This window comes from Nocardioides kongjuensis (genome assembly GCF_013409625.1).
In the GTDB taxonomy this organism is placed as follows: Bacteria; Actinomycetota; Actinomycetes; order Propionibacteriales; family Nocardioidaceae; genus Nocardioides; species Nocardioides kongjuensis.
This window is the reverse complement of the sequence record NZ_JACCBF010000001.1, coordinates 4,853,541-4,879,566: the sequence shown is the minus strand read 5'-3', so window position 1 is coordinate 4,879,566 and position 26,026 is coordinate 4,853,541. Positions and strand designations below refer to the sequence as shown.

Annotated in this window: 26 protein-coding genes, 3 tRNA genes and 1 pseudogene; 11 read left to right on the top strand and 19 right to left on the bottom strand. The window is 72.3% G+C overall.

The window, feature by feature from the left end:
* Window positions 1-43: 43 nt before the first annotated feature.
* From nusG to BJ958_RS23400, 5 genes are all read right to left on the bottom strand, one after another.
* The gene (nusG, locus tag BJ958_RS23420) at window positions 44-949 is read right to left on the bottom strand and encodes a transcription termination/antitermination protein NusG (RefSeq protein WP_179729217.1); all 906 of its coding nucleotides are present in this window, start codon (window positions 947-949) and stop codon (window positions 44-46) included.
* Window positions 950-995: 46 nt separating this feature from the next.
* A complete protein-coding gene (gene secE / locus BJ958_RS28225; protein ID WP_179729216.1) occupies window positions 996-1,259 on the bottom strand; it encodes a preprotein translocase subunit SecE in 264 nt (87 codons plus the stop codon).
* Between the two features lie 59 nt (window positions 1,260-1,318).
* Window positions 1,319-1,391, bottom strand: a tRNA-Trp gene (locus BJ958_RS23410).
* Window positions 1,392-1,510: 119 nt separating this feature from the next.
* Window positions 1,511-2,194 (bottom strand): TetR/AcrR family transcriptional regulator, encoded by a 684-nt coding sequence (locus BJ958_RS23405; RefSeq protein WP_343052774.1) that lies wholly within the window; start codon window positions 2,192-2,194, stop codon window positions 1,511-1,513.
* 20 nt (window positions 2,195-2,214) lie between these two features.
* Window positions 2,215-2,625, bottom strand: a complete 411-nt coding sequence (locus BJ958_RS23400) for a hypothetical protein (protein ID WP_179729215.1) — start codon at window positions 2,623-2,625, stop codon at window positions 2,215-2,217.
* A gap of 112 nt (window positions 2,626-2,737) precedes the next feature.
* On the opposite strand from BJ958_RS23400, the gene BJ958_RS23395 reads away from it, so the two are divergent.
* Window positions 2,738-3,757, top strand: a complete 1,020-nt coding sequence (locus BJ958_RS23395) for an adenosine deaminase (RefSeq protein ID WP_379146006.1) — start codon at window positions 2,738-2,740, stop codon at window positions 3,755-3,757.
* 73 nt (window positions 3,758-3,830) lie between these two features.
* Here the strand turns inward: BJ958_RS23395 and BJ958_RS23390 are convergent, their stop codons facing one another.
* The 5 genes from BJ958_RS23390 to BJ958_RS23370 form a co-directional block, all read right to left on the bottom strand.
* A complete protein-coding gene (locus BJ958_RS23390) occupies window positions 3,831-4,832 on the bottom strand; it encodes a hypothetical protein (RefSeq protein WP_179729213.1) in 1,002 nt (333 codons plus the stop codon).
* Between the two features lie 224 nt (window positions 4,833-5,056).
* Window positions 5,057-6,136 (bottom strand): hypothetical protein, encoded by a 1,080-nt coding sequence (locus tag BJ958_RS23385; RefSeq protein ID WP_179729212.1) that lies wholly within the window; start codon window positions 6,134-6,136, stop codon window positions 5,057-5,059.
* 130 nt (window positions 6,137-6,266) lie between these two features.
* The gene (locus BJ958_RS23380) at window positions 6,267-7,295 is read right to left on the bottom strand and encodes a UDP-N-acetylmuramate dehydrogenase (RefSeq protein ID WP_343052773.1); all 1,029 of its coding nucleotides are present in this window, start codon (window positions 7,293-7,295) and stop codon (window positions 6,267-6,269) included.
* Window positions 7,288-7,686 (bottom strand): MaoC/PaaZ C-terminal domain-containing protein, encoded by a 399-nt coding sequence (locus tag BJ958_RS23375; RefSeq protein WP_179729210.1) that lies wholly within the window; start codon window positions 7,684-7,686, stop codon window positions 7,288-7,290. The genes BJ958_RS23380 and BJ958_RS23375 overlap by 8 nt, the downstream gene beginning before the upstream one ends.
* The gene (locus BJ958_RS23370; protein WP_179729209.1) at window positions 7,683-8,081 is read right to left on the bottom strand and encodes an FAS1-like dehydratase domain-containing protein; all 399 of its coding nucleotides are present in this window, start codon (window positions 8,079-8,081) and stop codon (window positions 7,683-7,685) included. The genes BJ958_RS23375 and BJ958_RS23370 overlap by 4 nt, the downstream gene beginning before the upstream one ends.
* A 40-nt stretch (window positions 8,082-8,121) precedes the next feature.
* Between BJ958_RS23370 and BJ958_RS23365 the strand changes: the two genes are divergently transcribed.
* On the top strand, window positions 8,122-9,129 hold the full coding sequence (locus BJ958_RS23365; protein WP_179729208.1) for a hypothetical protein: 1,008 nt from the start codon (window positions 8,122-8,124) through the stop codon (window positions 9,127-9,129).
* 107 nt (window positions 9,130-9,236) lie between these two features.
* Window positions 9,237-10,250, top strand: coding sequence for an IS481 family transposase (locus BJ958_RS23360; RefSeq protein ID WP_179728496.1), 1,014 nt, complete (start codon window positions 9,237-9,239; stop codon window positions 10,248-10,250).
* Between the two features lie 72 nt (window positions 10,251-10,322).
* Here BJ958_RS23360 and rpmG read toward each other — a convergent pair whose 3' ends face one another.
* The 8 genes from rpmG to BJ958_RS23320 form a co-directional block, all read right to left on the bottom strand.
* Window positions 10,323-10,493 carry a 50S ribosomal protein L33 gene (gene rpmG / locus BJ958_RS23355; protein ID WP_028654832.1) on the bottom strand — a complete coding sequence of 57 codons (171 nt, stop codon included), beginning with the start codon at window positions 10,491-10,493 and terminating at the stop codon, window positions 10,323-10,325.
* 42 nt (window positions 10,494-10,535) lie between these two features.
* Window positions 10,536-10,609: transfer RNA gene (locus BJ958_RS23350), tRNA-Met, on the bottom strand.
* A 50-nt stretch (window positions 10,610-10,659) separates the two neighbouring features.
* Window positions 10,660-10,732, bottom strand: a tRNA-Thr gene (locus BJ958_RS23345).
* Window positions 10,733-10,794: 62 nt separating this feature from the next.
* Window positions 10,795-12,192, bottom strand: coding sequence for an amidase (locus BJ958_RS23340; RefSeq protein ID WP_179729207.1), 1,398 nt, complete (start codon window positions 12,190-12,192; stop codon window positions 10,795-10,797).
* A gap of 56 nt (window positions 12,193-12,248) precedes the next feature.
* Window positions 12,249-13,304, bottom strand: coding sequence for a hypothetical protein (locus BJ958_RS23335; RefSeq protein ID WP_179729206.1), 1,056 nt, complete (start codon window positions 13,302-13,304; stop codon window positions 12,249-12,251).
* Window positions 13,304-14,011, bottom strand: a complete 708-nt coding sequence (locus tag BJ958_RS23330; protein ID WP_179729205.1) for an LrgB family protein — start codon at window positions 14,009-14,011, stop codon at window positions 13,304-13,306. The genes BJ958_RS23335 and BJ958_RS23330 overlap by 1 nt, the downstream gene beginning before the upstream one ends.
* Window positions 14,008-14,403 carry a CidA/LrgA family protein gene (locus tag BJ958_RS23325; protein WP_179729204.1) on the bottom strand — a complete coding sequence of 132 codons (396 nt, stop codon included), beginning with the start codon at window positions 14,401-14,403 and terminating at the stop codon, window positions 14,008-14,010. The genes BJ958_RS23330 and BJ958_RS23325 overlap by 4 nt, the downstream gene beginning before the upstream one ends.
* Window positions 14,400-15,398, bottom strand: a complete 999-nt coding sequence (locus BJ958_RS23320; protein ID WP_179729203.1) for a pirin family protein — start codon at window positions 15,396-15,398, stop codon at window positions 14,400-14,402. The genes BJ958_RS23325 and BJ958_RS23320 overlap by 4 nt, the downstream gene beginning before the upstream one ends.
* A gap of 71 nt (window positions 15,399-15,469) precedes the next feature.
* Between BJ958_RS23320 and BJ958_RS23315 the strand changes: the two genes are divergently transcribed.
* Window positions 15,470-16,594, top strand: a complete 1,125-nt coding sequence (locus tag BJ958_RS23315) for a glycosyltransferase (RefSeq protein ID WP_273521358.1) — start codon at window positions 15,470-15,472, stop codon at window positions 16,592-16,594.
* Here the strand turns inward: BJ958_RS23315 and mptB are convergent.
* Window positions 16,584-18,110 carry a polyprenol phosphomannose-dependent alpha 1,6 mannosyltransferase MptB gene (gene mptB / locus BJ958_RS23310; RefSeq protein WP_179729201.1) on the bottom strand — a complete coding sequence of 509 codons (1,527 nt, stop codon included), beginning with the start codon at window positions 18,108-18,110 and terminating at the stop codon, window positions 16,584-16,586. The two genes, BJ958_RS23315 and mptB, sit on opposite strands and share 11 nt — an antisense overlap.
* A gap of 151 nt (window positions 18,111-18,261) precedes the next feature.
* Here mptB and BJ958_RS23305 point away from each other — a divergent pair, with 151 nt between their 5' ends.
* From BJ958_RS23305 to BJ958_RS29355, 7 genes and pseudogenes are all read left to right on the top strand, one after another.
* Window positions 18,262-19,080, top strand: a complete 819-nt coding sequence (locus BJ958_RS23305) for a hypothetical protein (protein ID WP_179729200.1) — start codon at window positions 18,262-18,264, stop codon at window positions 19,078-19,080.
* Window positions 19,081-19,169: 89 nt separating this feature from the next.
* Window positions 19,170-19,640: a nitroreductase family deazaflavin-dependent oxidoreductase gene (locus tag BJ958_RS23300; protein WP_179729199.1), complete on the top strand. Its 471-nt coding sequence runs from the start codon at window positions 19,170-19,172 to the stop codon at window positions 19,638-19,640.
* Between the two features lie 60 nt (window positions 19,641-19,700).
* Window positions 19,701-22,247 (top strand): AMP-binding protein, encoded by a 2,547-nt coding sequence (locus BJ958_RS23295; RefSeq protein WP_179729198.1) that lies wholly within the window; start codon window positions 19,701-19,703, stop codon window positions 22,245-22,247.
* Window positions 22,244-23,257, top strand: a complete 1,014-nt coding sequence (locus tag BJ958_RS23290) for an iron ABC transporter substrate-binding protein (protein WP_179729197.1) — start codon at window positions 22,244-22,246, stop codon at window positions 23,255-23,257. The genes BJ958_RS23295 and BJ958_RS23290 overlap by 4 nt, the downstream gene beginning before the upstream one ends.
* Window positions 23,258-23,331: 74 nt before the next feature.
* Entirely contained in the window at window positions 23,332-24,786 is a 1,455-nt protein-coding gene (locus BJ958_RS23285) for an ABC transporter permease subunit (protein ID WP_273521368.1), read from the top strand.
* A pseudogene (locus BJ958_RS29360) lies at window positions 24,786-25,262 on the top strand (ABC transporter ATP-binding protein); the annotation flags it as partial. The gene BJ958_RS23285 and the pseudogene BJ958_RS29360, both read left to right, overlap by 1 nt.
* A gap of 147 nt (window positions 25,263-25,409) precedes the next feature.
* Window positions 25,410-25,826 (top strand): TOBE domain-containing protein, encoded by a 417-nt coding sequence (locus tag BJ958_RS29355; RefSeq protein WP_425489800.1) that lies wholly within the window; start codon window positions 25,410-25,412, stop codon window positions 25,824-25,826.
* The last annotated feature ends 200 nt before the right edge of the window (window positions 25,827-26,026 follow it).

Sequence of the window (26,026 nt, the reverse complement as noted above, 5' to 3'; positions counted from 1 at the left end):
GCAACCTTGACATTCTCCGCGCCGAGGCCCGGAGAAGCGAAATTCAGACCCGCTGGATCTGGGAGAACGAGAGCTCGACCGGGGTCTCGCGGCCGAAGATCTCGACGAGCGCCTTGACCCGCTGGGCCTCGGCGTTGATCTCGGTGATCGTCGCGTGCAGCGTGGCGAACGCGCCGTCGACGATGAGGACGGAGTCGTTGACGTCGAAGTCGGCGACCTCGATCGGCTTCTTGGCCGGCGTGACGGGCGAACCCGGGGTGCTGGCCGCAGCGGCCTCGGCCTCGGCGGCAGCCGCGGTGACGACGGCCGGGGCGAGCATCTTCTCGACCTCGTCCATGCTCAGCGGCACCGGCTGGTGGCTGTGGCCGACGAAGCCGGTGACCGACGGGGTGTGCCGCACGGCGGCCCAGGACTCGTCGGTGAGGTCCATCCGGACCAGGACGTAGCCGGGGAGAACGGTGCGCTTGACCATCTTGCGCTGGCCGTTCTTGATCTCGGCGACCTCCTCGGTGGGGACCACGATCTCGTGGATGTAGTCCTCCATGTTGAGGGAGTGGATCCGGTTCTCGAGGTTCTGCTTCACCCGGTTCTCCATGCCGGAGTAGGTGTGCACCACGAACCAGTCGCCGGGCTTGGCCCACAGCTCGCGGCGGAACGCCTCGAGCGGGTCCTCGTCAGCAGCCTCGGCGGGCTCGCCCTCGTCGTCGGAGTCGTCGTCGGAGTCGTCGTCGGCGTCGTCCTCGACGGCTGCGATCTCGTCGGCACCCTCGACGTCGACGGTGTCGTCGATCTCGACGTCCTCGTCGAGCTCGTTGTCGAGGTCGGCCTCGAAGGCGTCCTCGAGGGCGGTGTCCTCCGCCTCCTCGACGTCGGCGACGTCGTGGGCCGCCTCGGCGAGCGCCTCGTCAGCCTGGGCCGGGTCGTACTGCTCGGACACGTGCTGCTCCATCAGTTGAAGAAAAACAGGTTCAGCCGACGCGGGTGCGCGTCAGCTCTCAGATGTCGTCGGCGCCGGTGAAGACCTCGAACGCGAGCTTTCCGAGCACGAGATCGAGGACCGACACGAGGGCGATCATCACGAGGACGAAGGCGATGACGACGACGAAGTAGGTGCCGAGCTGCTCCCGGGTCGGCCAGACGACCTTGCGGAGCTCGGCGACGACCTGGCGGTAGAAGGTAACCGGCCCGGTGCGGTTCTCGGACTGCTTGCCACCCGAGGAGTCCTTGCGGCCTCCACGGACTGCCGGAGCATCCGCCACGCTGCTCACCTTCTCCTTGTCAGCAGCCGACCGTCCGGCCGGCTGGTCGTCACGTCTTGCAGGGCACGAGGGACTTGAACCCCCAACCTTCGGTTTTGGAGACCGATGCTCTGCCAGTTGAGCTAGTGCCCTCCGCGGCTTCTTCCGACCCACGACGCTCCCGGCGAAGGGCGCGACCGAGCATGGGGGAAAGATCCACCGGGGAGCACTCTACAGATGCACCGGGTAGCGACCAAAGTACGGACCTGTTCCTAACCCTCCGCCGACCCCTGGATCGCGTCGAGCAGCCCGAGCACGTCGTCGACGACGCCCCGCAGGACAGGCAGCCTGCTCATCCGGACCAGCCGGTCGACGAGGGGTACGACGCCCCGCACCAGGGTGCGCGAGCGCTGCTGGCCCGGGCTGCCGTCGTACACCCAGAACAGCACGATCCCCATCTGCAGCAGCCAGAGCAGCTCCGGCAGCCGGGTCTCGAGACGCCGCGACACCTTCGCGTCCGAGCCGGCCAGCAGCCGGCGCATCAGCGCGATGCTGCCGTCACGGGCCGGCGCGGACTCGGCACTGAACGGCGACAGCGGGCTGGCCGGGTCCGCCGCGTTGCGGAAGAACTGCGCCGCGAAGGCGTGGTGCGGCTCGGCGATGTCCAGCCAGGCCTCGAGGCTCCCGCGCAGGCGGCCGGCGAAGCCGGACTCCTTCGCCAGCACTGCCTCGACCGCCGTCTCGTGCTCGGCGAGCAGCTCGTCGTAGAACGCCTGGACGAGGTGCTCCTTGGACGCGAAGTAGTAGTACGCGCTGCCCAGGGAGACGCCGGCGCTCTTGGCGACGGCTCGCATCGTGGTGCGGTCGTAGCCGTCCTCGCGGAACAGCTGCAGCGCCGTCGCCAGGATCGTCGCGCGGGTCTGGGCCGCCTTGGGCGTGAGCGGGGAGTCCGGCACGGTGCCCACCCTAGAGACCGTCAGCGCGGCGGCATCGGGTACGCCGGGACGCCGTACTGCTGCATCGGCGGCATCGGCGGCAGCTGCTCGAGCCGGTGGCGGCGGCGCAGGCGGTTGAAGACGTAGACGTTGAAGAAGTGCAGGACGCCGAGCGTCAGCAGCACGACGCCGACCTTGACGCTCAGCACGTCGAACACGTCCTCGGCGCTGTGCGATCCCCCGCTGCGCAGGTAGAGCGAGACGAAGCCGAGGTTGAGCAGGTAGAAGCCGACGACGAGCAGCCGGTTGACGGCGTCGGCGAGCGCGTCGTCACCGCCGAACACGTCGGCCAGGAACACCCGGCCGTTGCGCGAGAGCGTGCTCGCGACCCAGATGGTCAACGGGACGGTGATGACGAGGTAGCCGACGTAGCCGGCGATGGTCCAGCTCATGGCGGACCCCTTTCTTGAACACGTTCAAAATCTGACCTCTGCAGAGTAGGCCAGTTTTTGAACACGTTCAAGTCCTCCTGCCCGGCGGTACCGCGGCGCGTCCTCCTAGGATGTGCGCGTGCGGGATCTCAAGGCGTTGCCCAAGGCGCACCTCCACCTGCACTTCACCGGCTCGATGCGCCACGCGACGCTCCTGGAGCTCGCCGCGCGCGACCGGATCCACCTGCCCGACGCCCTGGTCGAGGAGTGGCCGCCGCAGCTGACGGCGGCCGACGAGAAGGGCTGGTTCCGCTTCCAGCGGCTCTACGACGTCGCGCGGTCCGTGCTGCGCACCGAGGCCGACGTGCGCCGATTGGTGCTCGAGGCCGCCGAGGACGACGTCGCCGACGGCGGGCGGTGGCTGGAGATCCAGGTCGACCCCAGCGGGTACGCCGCCCGCTTCGGCGGCATCACCGCCTTCACCGACCTCGTCCTCGACGCCGTGCGCGAGGCGTCGGCGCGCACCGGGCTCGGGATCGCGGTGGTCATCGCCGCCAACCGGACCCGCCACCCGCTCGACGCCCGGACGCTGGCCCGCCTGGCCAGCCAGTACGTCGACCGCGGGGTCGTCGGCTTCGGCCTGTCCAACGACGAGCGCCGCGGCCGGACCTCCGACTTCGCGGGCGCCTTCGCCATCGCCGAGCGCGCGGGCCTCCTGCTCGCGCCCCACGGCGGCGAGCTGCGCGGGCCCGAGCACATCCGGGTGTGCCTCGACGACCTGCACGCGGGGCGCCTCGGGCACGGCGTACGCGCGGCCGAGGACCCGGCCCTGCTGGCCCGCATCGTCGATGCCGGCGTGGCCCTCGAGGTCTGCCCGGTCTCCAACGTCGCGCTCGGCGTCTACAGCGACCTCACCTCGGTGCCGCTGCCGACCCTGCTGGAGGCCGGCGCCACCATCGCCCTGGGCGCCGACGACCCGCTGCTGTTCGGATCCCGCCTCGCCGGGCAGTACGCCACCATGCGCGCGGCCCACGAGCTGAGCGACGAGCAGCTCGCCGAGCTCGCGCGGATGTCGTTCCGAGCCAGCCGGGCGCCGAAGGACGTCGTCGACGCAGGGCTGGCCGGCATCGACGCGTGGCTCGCATCCGCCTGATCCGAGGCTGAACGCACTGCGGGCCCGGCCGACTGGCCGGGCCCGCAGGCCGATCATCCGAGAGTGGATTGCGTCAGCAGCCCAGGTAGTCCCGGCTCACCTCGGCCGTCACACCGCTCTTCAGCTTGATCTTCGAAACGACGGTGGCGTCCGAAGCCTTCGCGGCCGGCAGCGCCAGGGTGCGCTTCTTGATCTTCTTGCCCTTGAGCTTGGCGACCTTGGCACCGTTGACGGTGAACGTGATCTGCGACGCCGCCTTCTTCGCCTTCTTCGTGACCGTCGCGGCGATGTTGCCCGTCGCGCAGTCGCGTGCGCCCAGCGTGACATAGCGCTTGCCCTTGCTCTTGCTCGTCACGGCGGATCCCGAACCGGCGGGGGTCAGGTCGACGGTGACCGAGCCCGAGACCGACGACGAGTGCACGCCGTCGGGCGCACCGTGTGCATCTGCGCCGACCGACATGCCGACCCAGATCTTCCCTGCCGGGAGGTAGACGCTGAGCGAGCCGGTTCCACGCGATCCGCTCGAGAGATAGGCCTCGCTCGTGTCGGTGGACACCCCGCCGGAGATGCTGGCGCCGCCGCTGCCGCTCGAGGTGACCGTCACGGTCGCCCACATCGGCTGGGTCAGGATGTACTGGCCTCCTGCACCGGCATCGGCCGATACGTGAGCATCGCAGCCCGACGCCGCCAGCCGCGGAAGCGACGACGCCGAAGCGTTGCCGCTGAACTTCACGGTGGTCGCGCCGCCGGTGAACGGAGTGGCGGTGACCGTCGCGCTCGCGGCCGACTTCACGTCCGTGATGTCCGCCGGGTTGCCGTCGTTCGTGACGGTCCCGATCTCGGTCGTGCCGAGAGTGACGGGCGCTCCGTTGTCGCTCCAGGGTGCATCGGCCGGGTCGGGCTGGTTCGCGGACACGGTGCAGGTGCCCATGTCGTTGTGGAAGCCGGAGTTCGCCGACACCGAGGCGTTGGCCACCGCCGCCCCAGCAGGCGCCGGGATGTTGGCCAGGCCCGTGGTCGCCAAGGCACCCAGTGCGAGTCCGACAGCACCGCGTCGGACGAGAAGTCGCTTCATCAAAGCTCCTCGAGAAGGATTTCGACGGCGCCACGGTCCGGAGCCGTCAGGGAGTTCCTTGAGACGCTAGTGAGTCCGATCGGCCACGTCGGCGGCTTGCTGGTTTCTTTACCTTCGGCCCAGCCCTCGGATCCGAGGACGGCGAACCGCCGCGGTGACGTATGGGCCCGGCCGCTCTCGACCGGGCCCACCAGACGCCGGATGTCGCCCGGCCAGTCACGTGCTCACTTGCAGGGGAGGTACGACCTCGTCGCCTGCACCCGCCGGCCGTTCTCGAGCGTGATCTTGACCTTCACCTTGGTCACGCCCGTCACCGACGTCGGAACGAGGATCGTCTTCGCCTTCGGGTGCCTGCCCTTGAGCTTCTTGCCACCGAGGACCGGGCCGGCGGCACCGTTGACCCGGATCGCCACTCGCTTGGCCTTCTTGACGGTCTTCTTGCTCAGGTTGACCGCCACGTTCCCGCCGACGCAGTCCCGCTCGCCGAAGAGGACCTTCGACGCGCCCTTGCCGCTGACGGGCGACGAACTACCGGGCTTGGCGAACTCGATCTTGAAGTTGCCGGTGTACGTGGCGCTGCCGCCCACCGCGGTGGACAGGGTTCCCGGCAGGTTGTCCATCGTCGCGGCGTAGGCGAACGACCCGAAGGCGACGGCGTACTTGCCGGGCTGCAGCAGGGTGCTGGACGTCGCCGACCCGCGATTGCCGGCAGACACCATCAGGCCGTCGCCGCCGAAGAAGAGGAAGTTCTCCAACGACGAATCGAAGAGCTCGGCGCTGCTGATGCCGACGAGACTGGTGCCGAACGCCCGGCCTTGGCGCTGTCCCTGGCCGGTCGCGCTGACGGTAACCCAGGTCGGCTCGCTGAGGGTGAAACCTCCTTGGGCCATCGCCGAGGCATTGGCGTTCACGTCGCAGTCGGTCTCGGACCCACTCGGGAGAGCCGACGCGGACGCCGTCGCCGTGCCGGTGATGGTCGCCGGACCGGCGCCGAGCGGCGAGGAGGTGATCGATGCGTTGGTGGAGATGGCCGCCACAGCGCTGCCGCCCTCACCGCCGGTGAAGGTCGATGAGGCGGAGGTGCCCTTCGACACCGGCACGTTGTTGTCGGTCCACGGCAGGGTGTCCGGATCGACGCCGGTCGCGTCGCCGTCGCAGTTCCAGCCGGAGATGCTGTGGACGCCACCGATCTGGCCCTCCTCGACCGCCGCGTGGGCTGTCGAGGGAACGCTGACGAGGCCGAGGGCTGCGAGCGCGCCGAGGGAGATGCCCGCAACCGTGTGCCGGGCGGAGAACAGGGTCATTCCGAGACTCCTCGAGAAAGCGACGGCACGGGGGGAGCACCGCCTGGTCCTCGCAGGCTAGGACCAAAGTCTCGTTCTCGTTGAGGGTTCTGAAAATTTGTCGCCCGCAGCCATGACCCGCGGGCCAGGCTCACAACGAGCAGCCGACGAGCACCGGCTCGTTGACCAGCTCGATCCCGAACCGGTCGAGCACCCCCGCGCGCACCTCGCGGGCCAGGTCCAGCAACGCAGCGGTGGTGGCGCCGCCGCGGTTCGTCAGCGCGAGCGTGTGCTTGGTCGACAGCGAGACCCGGGCCCCGTCGCGGGCGAGGCCGAAGCCCTTGCCGAAGCCAGCGTGCTCGATCAGCCAGGCGGCGCTGGTCTTCACCCGCCCGTCCGGTTGCGGGTACGACGGCGCGCCGTCGGGGACGCGGTCGAGGTCGACGAACGGGTTGGTGAAGAACGAGCCGGCGCTCCACGTGTCGTGGTCGGCGGCGTCGAGGACCATGCCCTTGCCGCGGCGCAGGCCCAGCACGGCGTCGCGCACGTCGGCCAGCGGGGCCCGCTCCCCCACCTCCACGCCGAGCGTGCGGGCCAGCTCGGTGTACGCCACGGGGGCGGACAGCTCGCCGCGCTCGAGGCCGAAGGTCACGTCGAGCACGAGGTGCCGACCGGGGTCGGCCTTGAACCGCGAGTGGCGGTAGGCGAAGCGGCACTCGTCGCCGGTGAAGGTCCGCGAGCCACGCAGCACCCGGTCCCACACGGTGACCGAGGTGATGGCCTGGGCGACCTCCTGGCCGTAGGCGCCGACGTTCTGGATCGGGGTCGCGCCCGTCGTCCCGGGGATGCCGGACAGCGCCTCGACGCCGACCCAGCCCTCGGCCACGGCGCGCGCGACGAAGGCGTCCCACGGCTCGCCTGCGCCGACGGTCACGGACACGCCGGTGGCGGAGTCCTCGACCCGCACCCCACCACCGGTCAGGTGCACGACGGTGCCGGCGAAACCCTCGTCGGCGACGACCAGGTTGCTGCCGCCGCCCACGAGGAGCACCGGCTCGCCGGCCTGGTCGGCCGCGGTGACCGCGGCGACGAGGGCGTCGGCGTCGGGCGCGGCGACGTAGCGACGCGCAGGTCCGCCGAGGCGGAGGGTGGTCAGGTCCGCGAGAGCGGGATCAGGCACGGACCAGGACCTTGGGTGCACCCAGCACCTTGGTGCCGTCGGCGGTGATCTCGAGCGCGAGCGCGAGGCCGGCGTCGGTGCGCTCGCCGACGGTGCCGGCGACGGTGACCCGCGCCGCCCCCTCGGCGGGTACGACGACCGGCGCGACGAACTTCGCACCGAGCTCGACCACCTCGGCCTCGTCGGTCCAGGTCGCGACCGCGCGGCCGACCAGGGCGAGGGTGTACATGCCGTGGGCGATCACGCCGGGCAGGCCGACCGCGAGCGCGATCTCCTCGTCCTGGTGGATCGGGTTGTGGTCGCCGCTCGCGGCGGCGTACGCGACCAGGTCGGCGCGGGTGATCTCGTAGGTGAGCGGCTCGAGCACGGCGCCCGGGGTCAGCTCGGTCATGCGGCACCTCCGCGGTGGACGAGGGTGGCGGTGGCGATGGCGACCACGGCGCCGGTCGCATCGGTGATCTCGCTCGACGTGGCGATGATGTCGTTGCCGCCGATGGAGCGGACCCCGGTGACCGTGAGGGTCGCGGTCAGCTCGTCACCCACGACGACCGGCCGCTCGTAGCGGAAGCGCTGGTCGCCGTGGACGATCCGCGACAGCTCGATCTGCTCGGCGGCCAGGAAGTCCTGGAGCGCGGCGAAGGTGACCACGATGGGGAAGGTCGGCGGGACGGTGGCCGTCGCGCCACCGCCGACGGCCTCGGCGAAGGCCGTGACGGCCTCCGTCGTGACCGGAACCGGCGAGGTGGGCGGGAAGGCACGCCCGACCAGGGACGCGTCGATCGGCATGCCGGCGAGTCTATGGGGTCGGGGTTGCATACTCGTCGCCATGTCGGTCCGGGGCGGCGTCCTGGCGCTGGCCGTCGCTCTCGGGCTGACGGCCTGCACCGGCGCGTCCGGCCGCGAGCCGCCTCCCGACCGTGCGGTCGCGGCGCAGGGCTGCGGACCGGTCCGGTACGACGACGTGCGCGGCCCGGCGCCGTCGTACCTCCGCGCGCCGCTGGCCGAGACCGCCAACGACCACGCGCTGTGCCGCGGATGGTGGCTGCCGGCCACCGGGCCGGCCTTCGTGCCGCAGGGGCTGGTCGTGCGTGGCCACCGGGCGTGGGTGAGTGGCTACGACCACCGCCGCCCGCAGGCCGGCGCAGACGCCTGCCGGGTGGTCGTGGTCGACCTGCGCACCGGGGCGCAGATCCGGCACCGGGCCGGCCTTGCTCGGGACTGGACCCCGGCTGCTCCCAGCTGCCAGCACGCGGGCGGCCTGGCCCTCGACCGGCACGGCCTGTGGCTGGCGCAACGACGCAAGGCCTGGCTGCTCGACCCGGAGACGCTGGAGGTGCGCCGGGGATGGCGGCTCACCGGCGCACTGCGTGGCTCGTACCTGGTGACCGGGCCCGGCGGCCGAATCGGCTTCGGCGGGTTCCACCCGCGGCGCGGCCTGCCGCTGCGCTGGTTCGACCCTGCGGTGCTGCTGCAACCCGGACGGGTGGAGCTCGGGCCGCAGGATGCCGCGGACCGGCAGCCCGCTCCCCCGGGCGTCCAGGGCGCGGAGTGGGCCGACCTCGGGCCCGGTCCGGCACGGGTCTGGTTCGCCCGCTCGACGACCCGGTGCGGCGAGCTGTGGGGCGGCACGGACCGGAGGTACGGGTTCCTGCCGGGGGCCGAGGGGCTCACCCACGCCGGCGGGCGGCTGTGGGTGATCAGCGAGGCGACAGCGCCGCGCTACGTGCGACGCGGCGGCCGGCCGGTCGTCCCCACCCTGGCGCAGTACGACGTGCGCGACCTGGCCCGCTGGCAGCGCTCCACCTGCTCCTTCGGGAGCCAGGGCGTCCCCTAGCTGTTCTGACCACGGACGTTAGGTACGGCGGGTCGGCTGGACCATGACGAAGACCTCCGGGTGAGGTGTGGAGCTACCACGCACCCACACTCACCACGGAGGTCTTCATGACCCACGCTAACGCCACCCTCACTCCAGCGGGACGCCTGCGTCTCGCCAAGCTCATCGTCGACAAGCGCTGGTCCCATGCCCGAGCTGCCGAACGGTTCTCGGTGAGCATCACGACCGCCCGGCGGTGGGCCAGCCGCTACCGCGAGTCCGGCAAGGCCGGGATGGTCGACCGCTCCTCCCGCCCGCACCACAATCCGAACCGGCTACCCCAGCGCACCGAGCGTCGGATCGTGAACCTGCGGGTGACCCGACGCTGGGGACCGGCCCGGATCGCGTACCACCTCGGCCTCAACCCATCGACCGTCGGTCAGGTCCTGCGCCGCTACGGCTGCCCACGGTTGAAGTGGACCGACCCGGCCACCGGCACCCGGATCAAGACCTCCTCACGCGACAAGAACCGCTACGAACACCCTGCGCCCGGTGACCTGGTCCACGTCGACATCAAGAAGCTCGGCCGGATCCCCAACGGCGGTGGATGGCGCGCCCACGGCCGCGGCTCGGCACAAGACCAACGCGCCGGCGCGGCGCGTGATCGCGCAGCCCGCGCCGGTGCATCGCCCTCGCGTGGCTACGCCTACCTGCACCACGCCGTGGACGACCACTCCCGGCTGGCCTACTCCGAGATCCTCACCGACGAGCGCAAGGAGACCGCAGCAGCGTTCTGGAAACGTGCCACGGTGTTCTTCGCCGCGCACGGCATCACAGTCAAGGCCGTGCTCACCGACAACGGGCCCTGCTACCGCTCACGCCTGTGGGCAAAAGCCCTCGGCAAACAGACCAAGCACCGCCGCACCCGCCCCTACCGACCGCAAACCAACGGCAAGGTCGAGCGGTTCAACCGGACCCTGCTCGAGGAATGGGCCTACGCCCACCCCTACACCTCAGAGGCCGACCGCGCGGCGACCTATCCAGAGTGGCTGCATCACTACAATCACCACCGCGGCCACACCAGCCTCAAAGGCAAGTCACCCATCGACCGCGTGCCCAACCTGCCCGGTCAGAACACCTAGCGGTCGGAGAACGACGAAGGTCCACCTCCCCAGCGGGGAGGCGGACCTTCGGGAAGCGTGTGAACCGCTGGGTCAGCGGGTCTCGCGGTGCGCGGTGTGCTTGCGGCACCGCGGGCAGAACTTCGACAGCTCGATGCGGTCGGGGTCGTTCCGGCGGTTCTTCTTCGTGATGTAGTTGCGCTCCTTGCAGTCCACGCACGCGAGCGTGATCTTGGGGCGAACGTCGCTGCTCTTGCTGGCCACAGGAAGTCCTTCAGTTGCTGGTGGTGGTGCCGGGTGTCTCGGTAGCGGGAACGGGGATCGAACCCGTGACCTCACGATTATGAGTCGTGCGCTCTAACCGTCTGAGCTATCCCGCCACGTGAGGAGGGCGCCCTCCGCGTCTCCCGCGGGTGGCGCCCCATCTCAGAGCCCCTTTACGGAATCGAACCGTAGACCTTCTCCTTACCATGGAGACGCTCTGCCGACTGAGCTAAAGGGGCAACGACGCAGAACTGTACACGCGCGGCCCCGAGGGCAGAAATCGGGGCCGCATTTCCGCTTTTCAGCCCTGGATGCGGGCAAACGGTCGCGCCTGCTCGAGCTCGTAGGCGAGCTCGATGAGCACCGCTTCCTGGCCCGGCGCCGCCCCCAGCATCATCCCCTGGGGCAGGCCTGCGGCGGTGGTCGCGAGGGGCAGCGAGATGGCCGGTGCACCGGTGACGTTCTGCCACGGCGTGAAGGCCACCCAGTCCAGCAGCTTGTCGATGATCGTCGCGTAGTCCTGGGTCGGGTCGAGGTGGCCGACCTTGGGCGTGGCCGTGGCGAGGGTGGGCGTGAGCGCGACGTCGTACTTGTCGTAGTAGAGCTCGGCCTGGGCGTTGGCCCGCTTGAGCCGGGTGATCGCGCCGGGCACCTTGTGCAGGTTGCGGCGCGCGTGGCGGGCCAGGCCGAGGGTGAGGTTGTCGTGCTTCGAGGCGTCCCAGGTGCGGCCGTGGAACGGGCGGCCGGTGGTGAGCATGACCTGGGCGAGCAGCGCCCAGTAGAGCAGGAAGTCGTCGACGAAGCTCGGCGCGACCGGTGCGTCGGTCTCGGTCACCGTGTGCCCCAGCCCCTCGAGCAGGCTCGCGGTCTGCTCGGTCAGCGCGCGGGTCTCGGCGTCGGCGCTGCGGCCCACCCCGCTGGTGTTGAGCGCGATCCGCAGCCGGCGCTTGATCGGGCGGGTCAGGTCGCCGATCGGCGGCAGGTGCAGGTTGCGGTAGTGCCGCTCGGCCTCGCGGTAGAACGCGGCCGTGTCGCGCACGGAACGGGTCACGACGCCGTCGGAGATGATCCGGATCGGCATGTCGCGGAACATCTTGTCCTGGGCCAGCCGGCCGCGGGTGGGCTTGAGCCCGACCAGGCCGTTGACCGCCGCCGGGATCCGGATCGAGCCCCCGCCGTCGTTGGCGTGCGCGAGCGGTACGGCGCCCGCGGCCACCAGCGCCGCCGAGCCGGAGCTGGAGGCGCCGGCCGTGCGCTCGGTGTCCCAGGGGGTGCGGACGGCGCCCAGGCGCGGGTGCTCGGCGGAGGCGCTGAAGCCGTACTCCGAGAGCTGGCTCTTGCCGAGCGGCACCAGGCCGGTGGCCAGGTACATGTCAGCGAAGTCGCCGTTGCGCCTGGCCGGCCGCGGCTCCCAGGCGTCGGTGCCCGAGCGGGTCGGCATGCCGGCGACGTCGACGTTGTCCTTGACCAGCGTGGGCACGCCCGACAGGAAGCCCGGACGCGGGTTCCGGGCGTCGCTGCGGGCACGGTCGTAGGCGGCGTACGCCATCGCGTTGAGCTCGCCGTTCACCGCCTCGATCCGGGCGATCGCGGCCCCGGTGGCCTCCGCAGCGGAGACCTTCCCGGCGGCGAGGTGCTCGGCGAGGCCGACCGCGTCGAGGTCGGCGAGGGCGTCGTCGGTGAAGGCGTGCACGCGCATGCAGGGAACCTAGCGCCTCGTCGGGCCCGCCACGTCCGACCACGGTCGTAAGTCCCTCACCTGTTCAGGTACGCCGAGGCCTCCAGGTTCCACGGGGTCCGGGCGGTCTTCGGGACGTCCTCGCCGCGGGTGACCTCGACCAGGCTGCGGCCCGCGTCGTAGGGGATCCCGCCGGGGCGGGTGAACTGCAGCCAGATCCACAGCTGCGAGCCGGCGGGCTGCTCGCGCAGCAGGTCGAGCTGGGCACGGACCATCGGCCACAGCGGGTCGTCGACGAGGCGTGGCTGCCGGGTGCGCGGTCCGGCGCCGCCGGGGAGGCGGACGTCGACCTGGACCTGGACGGTCCCCACGGGTGGCTCGACCACGTGGCCGGCCTCGTCGACCTCCTCCCCCAGCATGAGCCGGCTGGGGTTGCCGACGAACCGAACGGCGGCCTCGCCCTCGGTGAGCAGGTGGGTGCTGTCGACGACCCGGTCGTAGGCCGTCAGCAGGTCGGGCGTCAGCCGCGGTGAGGCACCGAGCGAGCCGGAGCCGTCCCACCAGTCCGTGTCGGGCGGCGGGAAGGCGGGGCGGACGACCAGGTCCGGCACCCCGGCCAGGTCGGCGTGGGTGGCGATGACGGCGGCGGTCTCCCGCGGCGTGGGCGTCACGACGTCCCACTCGCCCTCCTGGATCGTGACCGGCAGGCCGAGCGCGGCGGTCGCACGCACCAGCAGGTCGGCGTCGGCCCGGTTGCCGGCGTGGTCGCGGAGCCGGCCGATCCCGGCGGCGCTGCCGTCGAGCCAGGCGGCGTCGTACAGATCGGTGGTGCCGGCGCCCAGGAGGACCGCGGTCGTCACCTCGTCGTACTCCGGGGCCAGGCTCCGCTTCCACCGCGCCAGCTCGTCGAGCACCGCCGCGACCTGGTCGGCGGTGGCGTCACGGTCCATGTCGACGACGCCGTGGTAGCCGTAGTAGTCGGTGTCGAGCGCCACCCGCTTCAGCGCCGCCTCCCGCACCCCGGGCAGATCCTCGAGGTCCGTGGCGGCGACGTGACCGGGGCCCGGTGTCGTGCCGCAGCCGGCGAGCAGGGTGAGGAGCACGCCGACCGCCAGCGTCCCGGCCCGGCGCATCAGAACAGGACCAGCGCCAGGAGCGGGACGAGCAGGCTGATCGCCAGCGCCGAGAGCCCCATGCCGAGGCCCGCGAAGGCACCCTCGGTCTCGTCCTCGCGCAGCATCCGGGAGGCGCCGATCCCGTGGGAGACCGCGCCGACGGCGAGCCCGCGGGCACGCCGGTCGCGGATGCGCAGCAGGTTCAGCGTCGCCGGCGCGATCACCGCGCTGACGATGCCGATGCCGATCGCGAACACGGCCGCCAGCGGCGGGATGCCGCCGAGACTCTGGGTCAGCGCGATGGCGACCGGTGTCGTCGCAGCCTTGGTGGCGAGGGTCTTCTCGAGCACCTCGTCGGCGCCGAGCGCACGGGCGATCAGCACGGCGGTGACGATCGAGGTCACCGCGCCGGCGACGATCGCCACGAGCAGGGGGACGACGAAGCCCTTGAGCCGGTCGGCCTGCCGGTGCAGCGGGATGGCGAGGGCCACCGTCGCCGGACCGAGCCAGAACGCGATCAGCTCGGTAGCGCTGCGGTAGTCGGCGTAGTCGACGTCGAGGACGGTGATCGCCAGCGCCGCGGCACCGATCGCCGGGAGCACCGGCTGGGCGAGGGCGTGACCGCCGGTGCGGGCCTGCAGCCAGCGGCCGGCCTGGTAGCCGACCAGGGTGACCAGGAGCAGCGCCAGCGGTGAGCGGGCGAGGTCGAGCAGGTCGTCCCTCACGCGGCCTCCCCCGCACCGTGCGGGCCGGCGCCGAGGTCGTCGCGCGGCTTGCCGAGCAGCCGCTCCAGGCCGACAGCCGTCCACCCGACGACCACCAGCCCGATCAGCCAGGAGCCCAGGACCGCGGCCGCGATCGGCAGCGCGTGGTCGCGCAGCACCGCGAGGTAGACGACGATGCCGACGCCCGCGGGGACGAAGAAGAGCTGCAGGTGCCGCAGCAGCGCGGTGCCGGCCCGCACGATCGAGCCGTCGTCGCCGTACCTGCGCAGACGCAGGAACACGAAGAGCAGCAGCATCCCGGCGACCGGCCCGGGCACCGTGACGTCGAGGACGCGCACGACCACCTCCCCGAGCACCTGGAACGCGAGCAGCCAGGTGAGGCCTGCGATCACCGGCGTTCCTTGAGCCGGGCGTTGGGCAGCCCGGGTGCGGGGATCGGGCGCAGCGGCTGGTCGGGTACGACGCCGAAGCGGCCGGGTGCGACCTGCCGGCTGTCGGGCACGACATTGCCGTCGGGGCCGGTGATCTGCCGCTGCCAGGCGGCGCGGTACTCGACGACCTCCTCGTGGGTGCGGCCCACGAAGTTCCACCACATCACGATGGACTCGCCGAACGGCGGGCCGCCTAGCACGAGCAGGCGTGCGCCCTCGTCGCCGGCGACCAGGACCAGCTCGTCGCCGCCGGGCGGGACGAAGGCGAGGTCCGCGACCTTCGCGTCCACGCCACCCACCGACACCGACCCGAGGTCGACGAGCACGCCGAGCTCGAACTCCGGGTCGACCGGCGTGCGCAGCGTCGTACCCGGGTCGAGCACCAGCTCGGCACCGAGCAGCGGGGTGAAGGTCGTGACGGGCGAGGTGTCGCCGAGCAGGGAGCCGAGGAAGACGTGGGCGCGCCAGCCCTCGCCGGCGACCTCGGCCGGGGCGTAGTGCTGGAAGCCGGGATCGGTGTCGCGGTCGGCGTCGGGGAGCGCCACCCAGAGCTGGGCGCCGTGCAGCACCGTGGTCCCCGGGGTCGAGACCTCGGAGTGGCTGATCCCGCGCCCGGCGGTCATCAGGTTGACCTCCTGGGGGCGCACCATCGCGACGTTCCCGGCGCTGTCGCGGTGCTCGATCTCGCCGGTGAACAGCCAGCTCACCGTCTGCAGGCCGGTGTGCGGGTGCGGAGCGACCTCCATGCCGCCGCTCTCGCTGACCAGGTCGGGGCCGTAGTGGTCGAGGAAGCACCAGGCGCCGATCAGCGAGCGATGCCGCTGCGGCAGCGTGCGTCGTACCGGCATCGCCCGGGGCCCGCCCAGGGGCACCTCACGCGGCTCCATCAGCTCGACGCCGGCGGCTTGCCGGCCCTCGCAGATCACCTCGTCGGGCTTGGCTTCCGGGTTGCTCATGGACTCAATCTTTCCCCGCCCGTCAACCGGGCCGTGGGGCCGGGTTCATCCGTTGCGGGGATGGTGTGCCCGTGCGGATCGCCCAGCTGGCCAACTTCGTCGGTGCGACCTCGGGAGGCATGCGGACTGCGATCGAGCAGCTCGGCCAGGGGTACGTCGCCGCCGGAGCCGAGCGCCTCCTCGTCATCCCGGGACCGGTCGACGCCGTCCGGTCGACGTCGTCGGGAGACGTGGTGCAGGTGCGGGCGCCGCGTGTGGGTGGCGGGTACCGGTTGATCGTCGAGCCGTGGCGGGTCACCGACGTGCTGGAGCGGTTCGCGCCAACCAGCGTCGAGTGGAGCGACAAGCTCACCCTGCTGCCGGTGGCGTGGTGGGCGCGGCGCAACGGCGTGCGCTCGGTGCTGCTGTCGCACGAGCGGATGGGCGACATGTTCGCGATGCGCACCGGCCTCGAGACCACCTCGAAGGTCTCGATCGGGTTGCTGAACCGGCTGATCGTGCGCAGCTTCGACACCGTGGTCGTGACGTCGGCGTACGCCGAGGGTGAGTTCCGCGCTGTCGCCGACGCCGCCGGCTGCCCGGTGTCGCGGGTGCCGCTGGGCGTCGACCTCGCGACCTTCCGGCCCACTGCCGGCCCTGCTCGTCGGGTGCGGGCCGGTGGCGAGCTGCGGCTCGTGCACGCCGGCCGGCTCTCGCGCGAGAAGTCCCCGCACCTGGCGGTGGCGACCGCGGTCGAGCTGCACCGGCGCGGGACACCGCTGCGCCTGGACGTCTACGGCGAGGGTCCGCACCGCGGCGAGCTCGAGGAGATCGCCGGCGACGCGCCCGTCCACTTCCACGGGTACGTCGGCGGCCGGGCCGCCCTGCGCGACCGGCTCGCCGCCGCGGACGTCTCCCTGTCCGTGTGCCCCGGCGAGACCTTCGGCCTCACCGTCCTCGAGGCCCTCGCCTGCGGCACCCCGGTCGTGACCGCCGACCGCGGTGGCGCCCGGGAGCTGGTCGACGCGACGTGCGGCGCCTGGGGTGCACCTGCACCCGACGCGCTCGCCGATGCCGTGCTGCGGCTGCTCGAGCTGCCCGAGTCGCGCCGTCGGACCGCGGCCCGGGCGCGGGCCGAGCAGTACGGCTGGGACCGCACCGTCGCCCGGATGCTCGCGCTGCACGCCGGCGACCGGGTCGGGACGCTCAGCGCCTGAGCGCGGCCTCCCGCTCGCCCTGCGTCGCCGGCGGGGCGAGGGGCGCGACGATGCGCGCCAGCCGCTCGCGGGCGGGTGGGGTGAGCAGCAGGACCGGCAGGAGCAGGGCGACGGTCATGCAGCCGATCACGATCGCGTAGTAGGCGCCGTGCAGCGAGGAGTCGAGTGGGGCGACCAGTCCGAGCAGGACGGAGACGGCGACGAAGGCGCCGGTGGCGTGCCTCGGGAGCCGTTGGGCGGCGAGGAACGGCGGGAGCAGCAGGAAGTACCAGAGGTGGACGACCGGCGAGAGCAGCACGAAGGCGCCGCCGACGGTCGCGACGGCCGCGATCGCCGTACGACGGGAGCCGGTCCCCCAGCGCAGGGCGACCCACGCCCCGACCCCCAGCGAGGCGAGCAGGCCGGCGGCGCGGACGAGGTCGCGGAAGAGGGCGGGCTCGGTGCCGACGCCGAGGTGCAGGGCCAGCCAGTCCAGGACGCCGCCGACCAGGGTGGTGGCGGACAGCGGGGTGTTCACCTCGCCGGGGACGGTGAGGGCGCGCAGCCAGCCGTTTCCGATGCCGGTGACGACGCCGAGCCCGACGAGGGTGCCGGCCGACACCGCGCCGACGGAGCCGAGTCGCCGCAGCCGCGCGGCCAGGCCGGCGCCGACGGGCAGCGAGACGAGCACGATCCCCACGGCCACCAGGCCGCCCGGCACCTTGACGCCCGCCGCGACACCGGCGAGCACCGCGCCCCAGGCCCAGCCGCGCTCGACAGCGACCACGAGGGCGGTGGCCATCAGGCCGACCATGAGCAGGTCGTTGTGCAGGCCCGCGACGCCGTTGGCCATCATCAGCGGCGACACGATCACCAGCGCGGTCGCGACCGCCGGGTTGGCACCGCCCCACGCGGCCAGCCGCGGCACCGCCCAGGCCAGCAGCACAAGACCGAGCAGCGCGAACCCGCGGTGCGCGATCACCAGGATCCAGGGGTTCCCGGTGATGTGGGCGACGGTCGCACCGAGGAACACCGGCACCGGCCCGTACGGCGTGGCGGTGTCCCACCACAGCGGGTCGACGGCCTGCACGATCGGCGGACCGGTGATCCAGCCCGGCAGCGGGAGGAACGTGTCCGGGGCCAGCGCGCCCGGCCCGACGACGTACGGCGAGAGCCCGACCTCGGCGAGCTTGCCCTGCGCGGCGTAGGACCAGCCGTCGCGGGAGAACAGCGGCGGGGCCAGCACCAGCGGCGCGGTCCACACGGTCGCGGCGAACCGCGCCAGGGCGACGCCCTCGACCGGGTCGCTGGTCTCGCGATCGCCGACGGCGACCGTGCGGCACAGCCGCAACCAGGCGTTCGCGAGCAGGCCCAGGCCGACCAGGACCACCACCAGACCGGTCATCCGGCCCACCTCGTGGCCACGCAACGCACCGAGGGCGCCGATGCGCAGCACCGGCGTCGAGGCAGGGAGGGTGGCGGTGACGAGTCCGCCGAGCAGCACGAGCAGGCTGCCGAGCGTTCCGCGAGCGATCACGGTCGGAAGGTAGGAGGACCCGGCATCAGTGGGTTGAACGGCCGGTCAACGGGGCAAGAACGCTCGCAATGCCGACTCGGAGGCGCCTTTCAGCACTACATTGCTGCCACCCCCGGGTGCGCTCGCGCACCCCACGACTCGAGGAGCTCGTATGTCCTTCAACCAGCCGCCTCCGCCGCCGCCTCCCGGCGGTACGCCGCCGCCCCCGCCGGGTGGGTACGGCGGTCCGCCGCCCCCGCAGCAGCCCCCGCAGCCCTACGGTGCGGGCGGGAGCAGCAGCCAGTGGGACCTGGGTGCCGCCCTCAGCTACGGCTGGTCGAAGTTCCAGGCCAACACCGCGCAGCTGATCGTCGCCACGCTGGCGATCCTCGGTGGCGCGATCGTGATCGGTGTCGTCTACTTCGTCGTCAACTCCGCGATGAGCCCGGACTACGTGTGCGACAGCGACGCCCTCTTCGACTGCCACTACGAGGACGGCGCGCCGTTCCTCGTCCGGTTCCCGATCAGCATCCTGCTCTCGATGCTGTTCTTCGTCTACGCGCAGGTGGTCGGCTCCGGCATCATTCGCGGCGCGCTGGGCATCACCGAGGGCCGCGAGTTCCAGGCCGGTCAGGTGTTCAAGTTCGACAACATCGGCCCGGTCCTCGTCACCAGCCTGATCGTCGGCGCCGCGACCTTCGTCGGCACGATCCTGTGCATCATCCCCGGCATCATCGTCGCGTTCCTGACCAGCTACTCGCTGTTCTTCGTCGTCGACAAGAACCTGGCGCCGATGGACGCGATCAAGGCCAGCATCGACCTGACCAAGAACAACCTCGGCCAGACGATCATCTGGTACATCGTCGGCGGCATCATCGCCGAGGTCGGCTTCCTGATCTGCGGTGTCGGTGCCCTGGTGTCGATCCCGGTCGTCATCATCGGCACGGCCTACACCTACAAGAAGCTCACCGGCCAGCAGGTCGTCGCCTGACCGGCCGACCCGCTCGTCGTACGACGGGGCGTCCTCCTGTGGAGGGCGTCCCGTCGTCGTTTGGGAGAACGCGTTCTAGGGTTCGCCCCATGGGCCTGTTCACCCCTGTCGCGATCAAGCTCGGCTCCCAGCCGTGGATGCCGGGGCTGCTCCCCCAGATCACCTGGACCGACCAGCACCTGCAGCGGCTCACGGGCCGCCGGGTGAGCCTGGTCGGGCTCGCCGGGCTGCCGAGCCTGCTGCTCACCGTCAAGGGCCGCAAGTCGGGGATCCCGCGCTCCACGCCGCTGCTCTGCGTTCCGTGGCAGGGCGGCTGGCTGATCGCCGGCTCGTCCTTCGGTGCGCCGAAGCCGCCGGTCTGGTCGGCCAACCTGCGCGCTGCCGACACGGTGGAGGTCGACTACAGGCGCCGCCACCACACCTGCACCTGGCGCGAGCTCACCGGGGACGAGAAGGCGAAGGCGTGGGCGCACATGGTGACCATCTGGCCCAACTACGACAAGTACGTCGAGTGGACCGACCGGGTGATCCCTGTCTTCCTGCTCACGCCCACCACCTGACCCCGTCTCAGTTAGGGCAGGCTTTCCGCACCAAGGGCACCCTTGCCTTAGCCTTCCCTCGTGGGGGACGTCAGGGCAACAGCTCAGGTCGCGGCGCGCATCGCCGACGACCTCGCTCGCCACGGCGAGCGCCCCGCCCTCCGGTCGGCGACCGGGACGCTGACCTACGCCGCCCTCGACCGCCGGGTCGCGACGGCCCGCGACCAGCTCGCCGCGCTCGGCGAGGCCCAGCTGGTCCGGCTCCGGCCCGCCCCGACGATCGAGTTCGTCGTCGCCTGGCTGGCCGCCCTCACCGGTGGGCACGCCACCTTGCTGACCCACGACGACGGCCTGGCCCGCGCGTACGGCGCCTCGGTCGAGCACGCCGGCGGCCACTGGCTCACCACCGGGTCGAGCGCGCCGAGGCTGCACCCGGACCTGCGCCTCCTGCTGAGCACGTCGGGGTCGACCGGGTCGCCCAAGCTGGTGCGGCTCTCGGCCGACAACCTCGACGCCAACGCAGCCGCCATCGCGTCGTACCTCGGCCTGACCGGCGACGACGTCGCGCTCACGACGCTGCCGCTCGACTACTGCTACGGGCTGTCCGTGCTGCACAGCCACCTCCTGGCGGGCGCGGCGGTCGTGCTCGACGACCGCTCCGTGACCGACCCGGCGCTGTGGGAGCGGGCCCGGACCGAGGGCGTCACGTCGTTCGCGGGCGTGCCCTACACATTCGACCTGCTCGGCACCGCCGGCTGGCCGGAGCTGCCGACGCTGCGGCAGGTGACCCAGGCCGGCGGCCGGCTCGCGCCCGACCGGGTCCGGGCGCTGGCCGGGCAGGGCGCGCGCGAGGGCTGGGAGCTGGTCGTGATGTACGGCCAGACCGAGGCCACCGCGCGGATGGCCTACCTGCCGCCCGAGCTCGCGGCCACCCACCCCGCAACCGTCGGCGTCGCCGTGCCCGGCGGCGCCTTCCGCCTCGAGCCCGTCGAGGGCGCCGGCGACGGCGTCGGCGAGCTCGTCTACAGCGGGCCCAACGTGATGATGGGCTACGCCGAGACTCCGGCCGACCTGGCGCTCGGCTCGGGCCCCGACGAGCTGCGCACCGGCGACCTGGCGCGAGTCACGTCCGAGGGCCTGGTCGAGATCGTCGGGCGCCGCTCGCGCTTCGCCAAGCTGTTCGGGCAGCGGATCGACCTGGACCGGGTGCAGACCCTCCTCGGCCTCGGCGGGTACGACGCCGCCTGTGCCGAGTCCGTGGACGGGCGACAGCTGGTCGTCGCCGTACCCGGTCGCCCGGACGCCGCCCACCTGGCCGACGTGGCCGCGGCCGCTGCGGACGGGACCGGTCTGCCCGCCCACGCGATCCGCGTGGTCGGCGTGGCGGACCTGCCGCGGCTGCCCAACGGCAAGCTCGACCAGCAGGCGCTCGCCCGGCTCGAGAGCGGGCCGACGCCCGTCGTCGACTCTCCCGAGGCCTCGATCGCGCGGCTCTACGCCCGCATCCTCGGCCATCCCCACGTCACCGCGGACCAGTCCTTCGTCAACCTCGGCGGCGACTCGCTGTCGTACGTCGAGCTCTCGCTGCGGCTCGAGAGCCGACTCGGCCGGCTGCCGGCCGACTGGCCGGACCGGACGGTCGCCGAGCTCGCCGCGCGCCTCGCGCCCGGATCTCCGCGACGCAACCCGGTGTGGGCGCGGGTCGACACGACGATCGCGCTGCGCGCGCTGGCGATCGTGCTGATCGTCGGCTCCCACACGAACCTGTGGGTGCTGCTCGGTGGCGCCCACGTGCTGCTCGCCGTCGCCGGCGTGAACTTCGCCCGCTTCCACCTCACCGACGAGGCGCCACGGGAGCGGGTCCGCCGGGTCGCGCGGGCCGCGGCCCGCGTGGCGGTCCCGTCGGTGCTGTGGATCGGCGCGGTCGCGCTGACCAGGGGGGAGCCGGGGTGGCGGACGGTGTTCCTGCTCAACGACCTGCTCGGCTCCCGGGACTGGTCCGAACCCGCCTGGTACTACTGGTTCATCGAGGTCGTCCTGCTCCTCACCGTCGGCGCCGGGCTGCTCACCGCCGTGCCCCGGGTGATGGCGTTCGAGCGAAGCCACCGCTTCCCGCTGGCTCTGGGGCTCGCCGTCGTCGCGCTCGTCCCCCGCTACGCGGCCGTGCTGGCGTCGTACGACGGCGACGTCATCCACTCGACCCTCTTCGTCGCCTGGCTCTTCCTGGCCGGCTGGGCTGCGGCCGTCGCGCGCGGGCCGCGCGACCGGACGCTGGTGACCGCGGTGCTGCTCGCCGGCTGCTGGGGATTCACCGGCGACACCGCGCGGGACCTGCTGATCATCGCCGGCGTGGTCGTCCTCGTGTGGGTGCGGACCGTGCCCTGGCCGCGGCTGCTGGTCGGGCCGACCGGCGTGCTCGCGAGCGCGTCGCTGTACGTCTACCTGACCCACTGGCAGGTCTACCCGTGGTTCGAGACCCGCTGGCCGCTGGGCGGGCTGCTCGCCTCGCTGGCCGTCGGCGTCCTCGCCTGGCAGGTCGTCAACCGTGCGCCCGCGTGGGTGCCGTCCCTGCGCCTGCGCCCGTCTCACTACGCTCCCGTCCAACCAACCGATGAGGAAGTCCGATGAACGCCAAGCTCCTCCGCACGGCACTCGCCGTCGCGGGCCTCACCCTGGTCGCGCCCAACCTGGCGGCCTGCGGCGACGACGAGCCGACGCTGGTGGTCTACAACGCCCAGCACGAGCCGCTGCTCAAGGAGCTCGCGCCGGAGTTCACCAAGGAGACCGGCATCGAGGTCGAGCTGCGCAACGGCAAGGACCTGGAGATGTCGAACCAGATCATCGCCGAGGGCAAGGCGTCGCCCGCCGACGTGTTCCTCACCGAGAACTCCCCCGCCATGTCCCAGGTCGAGGCCGCCGGGCTCTTCGACAGGCTTCCCGCCGACGTCCTCGACGTGATCCCCGAGCAGTACCGCCCGCGCAGCGGCCTGTGGACCGGCTTCGTGGCCCGCTCCACGGTCCTGGTCTACAACACCGACCGGGTCCAGGAGTCCCAGCTGCCCGCGTCGCTGCTCGACCTCGCCAAGCCGGAGTGGAAGGGGCGGATCTCGTTCTCCCCCACCGGTGCGGACTTCCAGGCCATCGTCGCCGCGGTCCTCGAGCTCGAGGGCGAGGAGGCCACCAAGGCCTGGCTCGAGGGCATCAAGGCCAACGGCAAGGTGTACGACGGCAACAACCTCGTGCTTGAGGCGGTGAACTCCGGCGAGGTCGAGGTCGGCATCGTCTACCACTACTACTGGGAGCGTGACCGCAAGGAGAACGGCGACGTCAGCGACCACTCCGCGCAGCACTACTTCACCGGAGGCGACCCGGGCGCCTTCGTCAGCGTCTCCGGCGCCGGGATCCTGAAGTCGAGCGACATGAAGCCCGAGGCGCGCAAGTTCGTGAAGTTCCTCGTGGACCGCAAGGGTCAGCAGATCCTCGCCGACAGCTACGCGCTGGAGTACCCGCTCAACCCGGACGTCCAGCTCGAGGGCGTCACCAAGCCGTTCAGCGAGCTGCAGCCGCCGCAGGTCAACGTGTCCGACCTGGATGCCAAGTCGGTCGTCGACCTCCTCGAGGAGGTCGGCTTCCTCTGAGCCTGCGCCCCGCGTCGACCCGCTCGACACCCGTCCTCCTCCTCGTCGGGCTGGCGATCGCCGGCCTGGCCCTGGTGCCGCTCGGCTACGTCTTGTGGACCACGGCCGAGCTCGGCCGCGCCGAGGCCGTCGACTTCCTGTGGCGACCCCGGATCGGGGAGCTGCTGTGGAACACGACCCGGCTGCTGGTCGTGGGGGTGCTGACGAGCGTCGTGGTCGGCGTGGCGGGGGCGTGGGTGGTCGAGCGGACCGACGTACCGGGTCGCGGGTGGTGGCACGGCCTGCTGTGCGCCCCACTCGCCGTGCCCGCTTTCGTCAACGGCTTCGGCTGGGTCTCCACGACGCACGCGGTGCAGTCGTACCCGGGCGCGGTGATGGTGGTGACGCTGTCGTACTACCCGCTGGTCTACCTGCCCACCGTCGCGGCGCTGCGCCGGCTGGACCCGGCCGTCGAGGAGGTCGCGACCGCGTTGGGCAAGGGGCCGTGGCAGGTCTTCCTCCGGGTCACCCTGCCTGCCATCTCACCCGCGGTGCTGGGTGGTGCGCTCCTCGTCGGCCTGCACCTGCTGGCGGAGTACGGCGCCCTGCAGCTGCTCAACTACCCGACCCTGACGACCGCGATCCTGCAGCAGTACGCGACCGTCTTCAACGGCCCCGAGGCGACCCTGCTGGCGCTGGTGCTGGTCACGTTCTGCCTGCTCCTGCTGGGCATCGAGCTGCTCGTGCGCGGCCGCCGGCCGCGCTCACGGGTGGGTGCCGGCACCAGCCGGCAGTTCGCCCGGGTCGCGCTGGGGCGGCGCCGGCCCTTCGTCGTGGTCGGCCTCGCCGGGCTCGCGGCGTGGGCGCTCGGCGTACCGCTGGCGGCGCTGGTGCGCTGGCTGGTGCGCGGCACGTCCACCGGGCTCGAGACCGGTGAGCTGACCAGTGCGCTCGGCAACACGCTGCTGCTGGCGGTGCTCGCCGGCGCACTCACCACCGCCGCCGCGGTGCCCGTCGTGTGGCTGGCCGTGCGGCACCGCGGCTGGATCACGACCGCGATCGAGCGCAGCGTCTACACCGCCAGCGCGATGCCGGGCATCGTGATCGCCCTCGCCCTGGTGACGGTGTCGATCCGGGTGGTGCCCGACCTCTACCAGACCCTGCTGCTGCTCCTCGTCGGCTACCTCATCCTGTTCCTGCCGCGGGCCGTGGTCAGCGTGCGCGGCACCTTCGAGCTGGTGCCGCCCGGGCTCGAGGAGGTTGCCCGCAGCCTGGGCTGCTCCGGACCGGCCGTGGCCCGCCGGGTGACCCTGCCGCTCGTCGTGCCCGGCCTGGCGTCGGGCGCCGCCCTCGTCGCTCTCGCCGTGTCCACCGAGCTCACCGCCACCCTGCTGCTGGCGCCGCTCGGCACCGAGACGCTCGCGACGAAGTTCTGGTCCGACGCGTCCTCGATCGCGTACGGCGCCGCCGCGCCGTACGCCCTCGCCCTGATCGTCCTGTCCGTCCCGTCCACGTGGCTGCTGGCCCGTCTCGCGATCAGGAGCCGCTGATGTCCGCACTCGAGATCCGCGGCCTGGAGGCCGGGTATGGCCGCACCACGGTGCTCCAGGGGCTCGACCTGCACGTCGACTCCGGCGTGACCGCGATCCTCGGCTCGTCGGGCTGCGGGAAGACCACGCTGCTGCGGGCGGTCGCGGGCTTCGTCGAGCCCACCGCCGGCACCATCGCGGTCGCCGGCCGGCCGGTCGTCGGCGGCCCGCGGCTGGTCCCGGCGCGCGACCGCGGCATCGGGTACGTCCCCCAGGAGGGCGCGCTCTTCCCGCACCTGACCGTGGCCCGCAACGTCGCCTTCGGCCTCCCGCGCGCCCGGCGCCGCGACGCCGCCGCCGTGGTCGCCGAGGCGCTCCAGCTGGTCGAGCTCGACCCCTCGCTGGCCGAGCGCTACCCCCACGAGCTGTCCGGCGGCCAGCAGCAGCGGGTCGCCCTGGCACGGGCCCTGGCCCCGCGTCCCGCGCTGGTGCTGCTCGACGAGCCGTTCTCGTCCCTCGACGCGTCGCTGCGCGAGGAGACCGGCCGGGCGGTGGTCCGGGCACTGCGTGCGGCCGGGGCGGCCGCCGTGCTCGTGACGCACGACCAGGGTGAGGCCCTGTCGCTGGCCGACCAGGTCGCGGTCATGGTCTCCGGCCAGTTCCTCCAGGTCGCCCCGCCCGCGTCGGTCTACCTGACGCCCGCGGACCCCCGCGTCGCCGCGTTCATCGGCCACGCCACCCTGCTGCCCGGCGAGGTGCTCGCCGATGGCCGAGGGCGGTGCGCCCTCGGGGAGGTGGCGCTGCGCCCGGGTGGGCCGGCCGCGGGAGCGGCCCGGTTCGCCGTACGCTCCGAGCAGCTGCAGGTCCGCCCAGGGGGCTCGGCCGACGGCGTCCCCGGAGAGGTCGTCGACGTCAGCTTCTTCGGCCACGACGCCACCATCCGGGTCCGGCTCGCGTCGGGCGAGCAGGTCACCGCCCGCACGCCGGCCGACTCGGTCCCCACCGCCGGCGACCGGGTCCAGGTCGTCGTGACCGGAGACGTCACCGCCTTCGGTGCCTGACGGGCGGGGCGGCGTGCGCATGTAACACGTGGTTCGCTGCTCTACCCGACCCGTGTCACCTGTTGCAGCCCCGTACAGCCCGTCTGCGCGTGGACTCGGGTCCGCCACAGCAGCGAACCACGTGTTACAGCGCCGTCGGGCCGCCGCCAGTCCACCCGGGGCGACAGCACCGTTGCGCGCGGGGCATGTAACACGTGGTC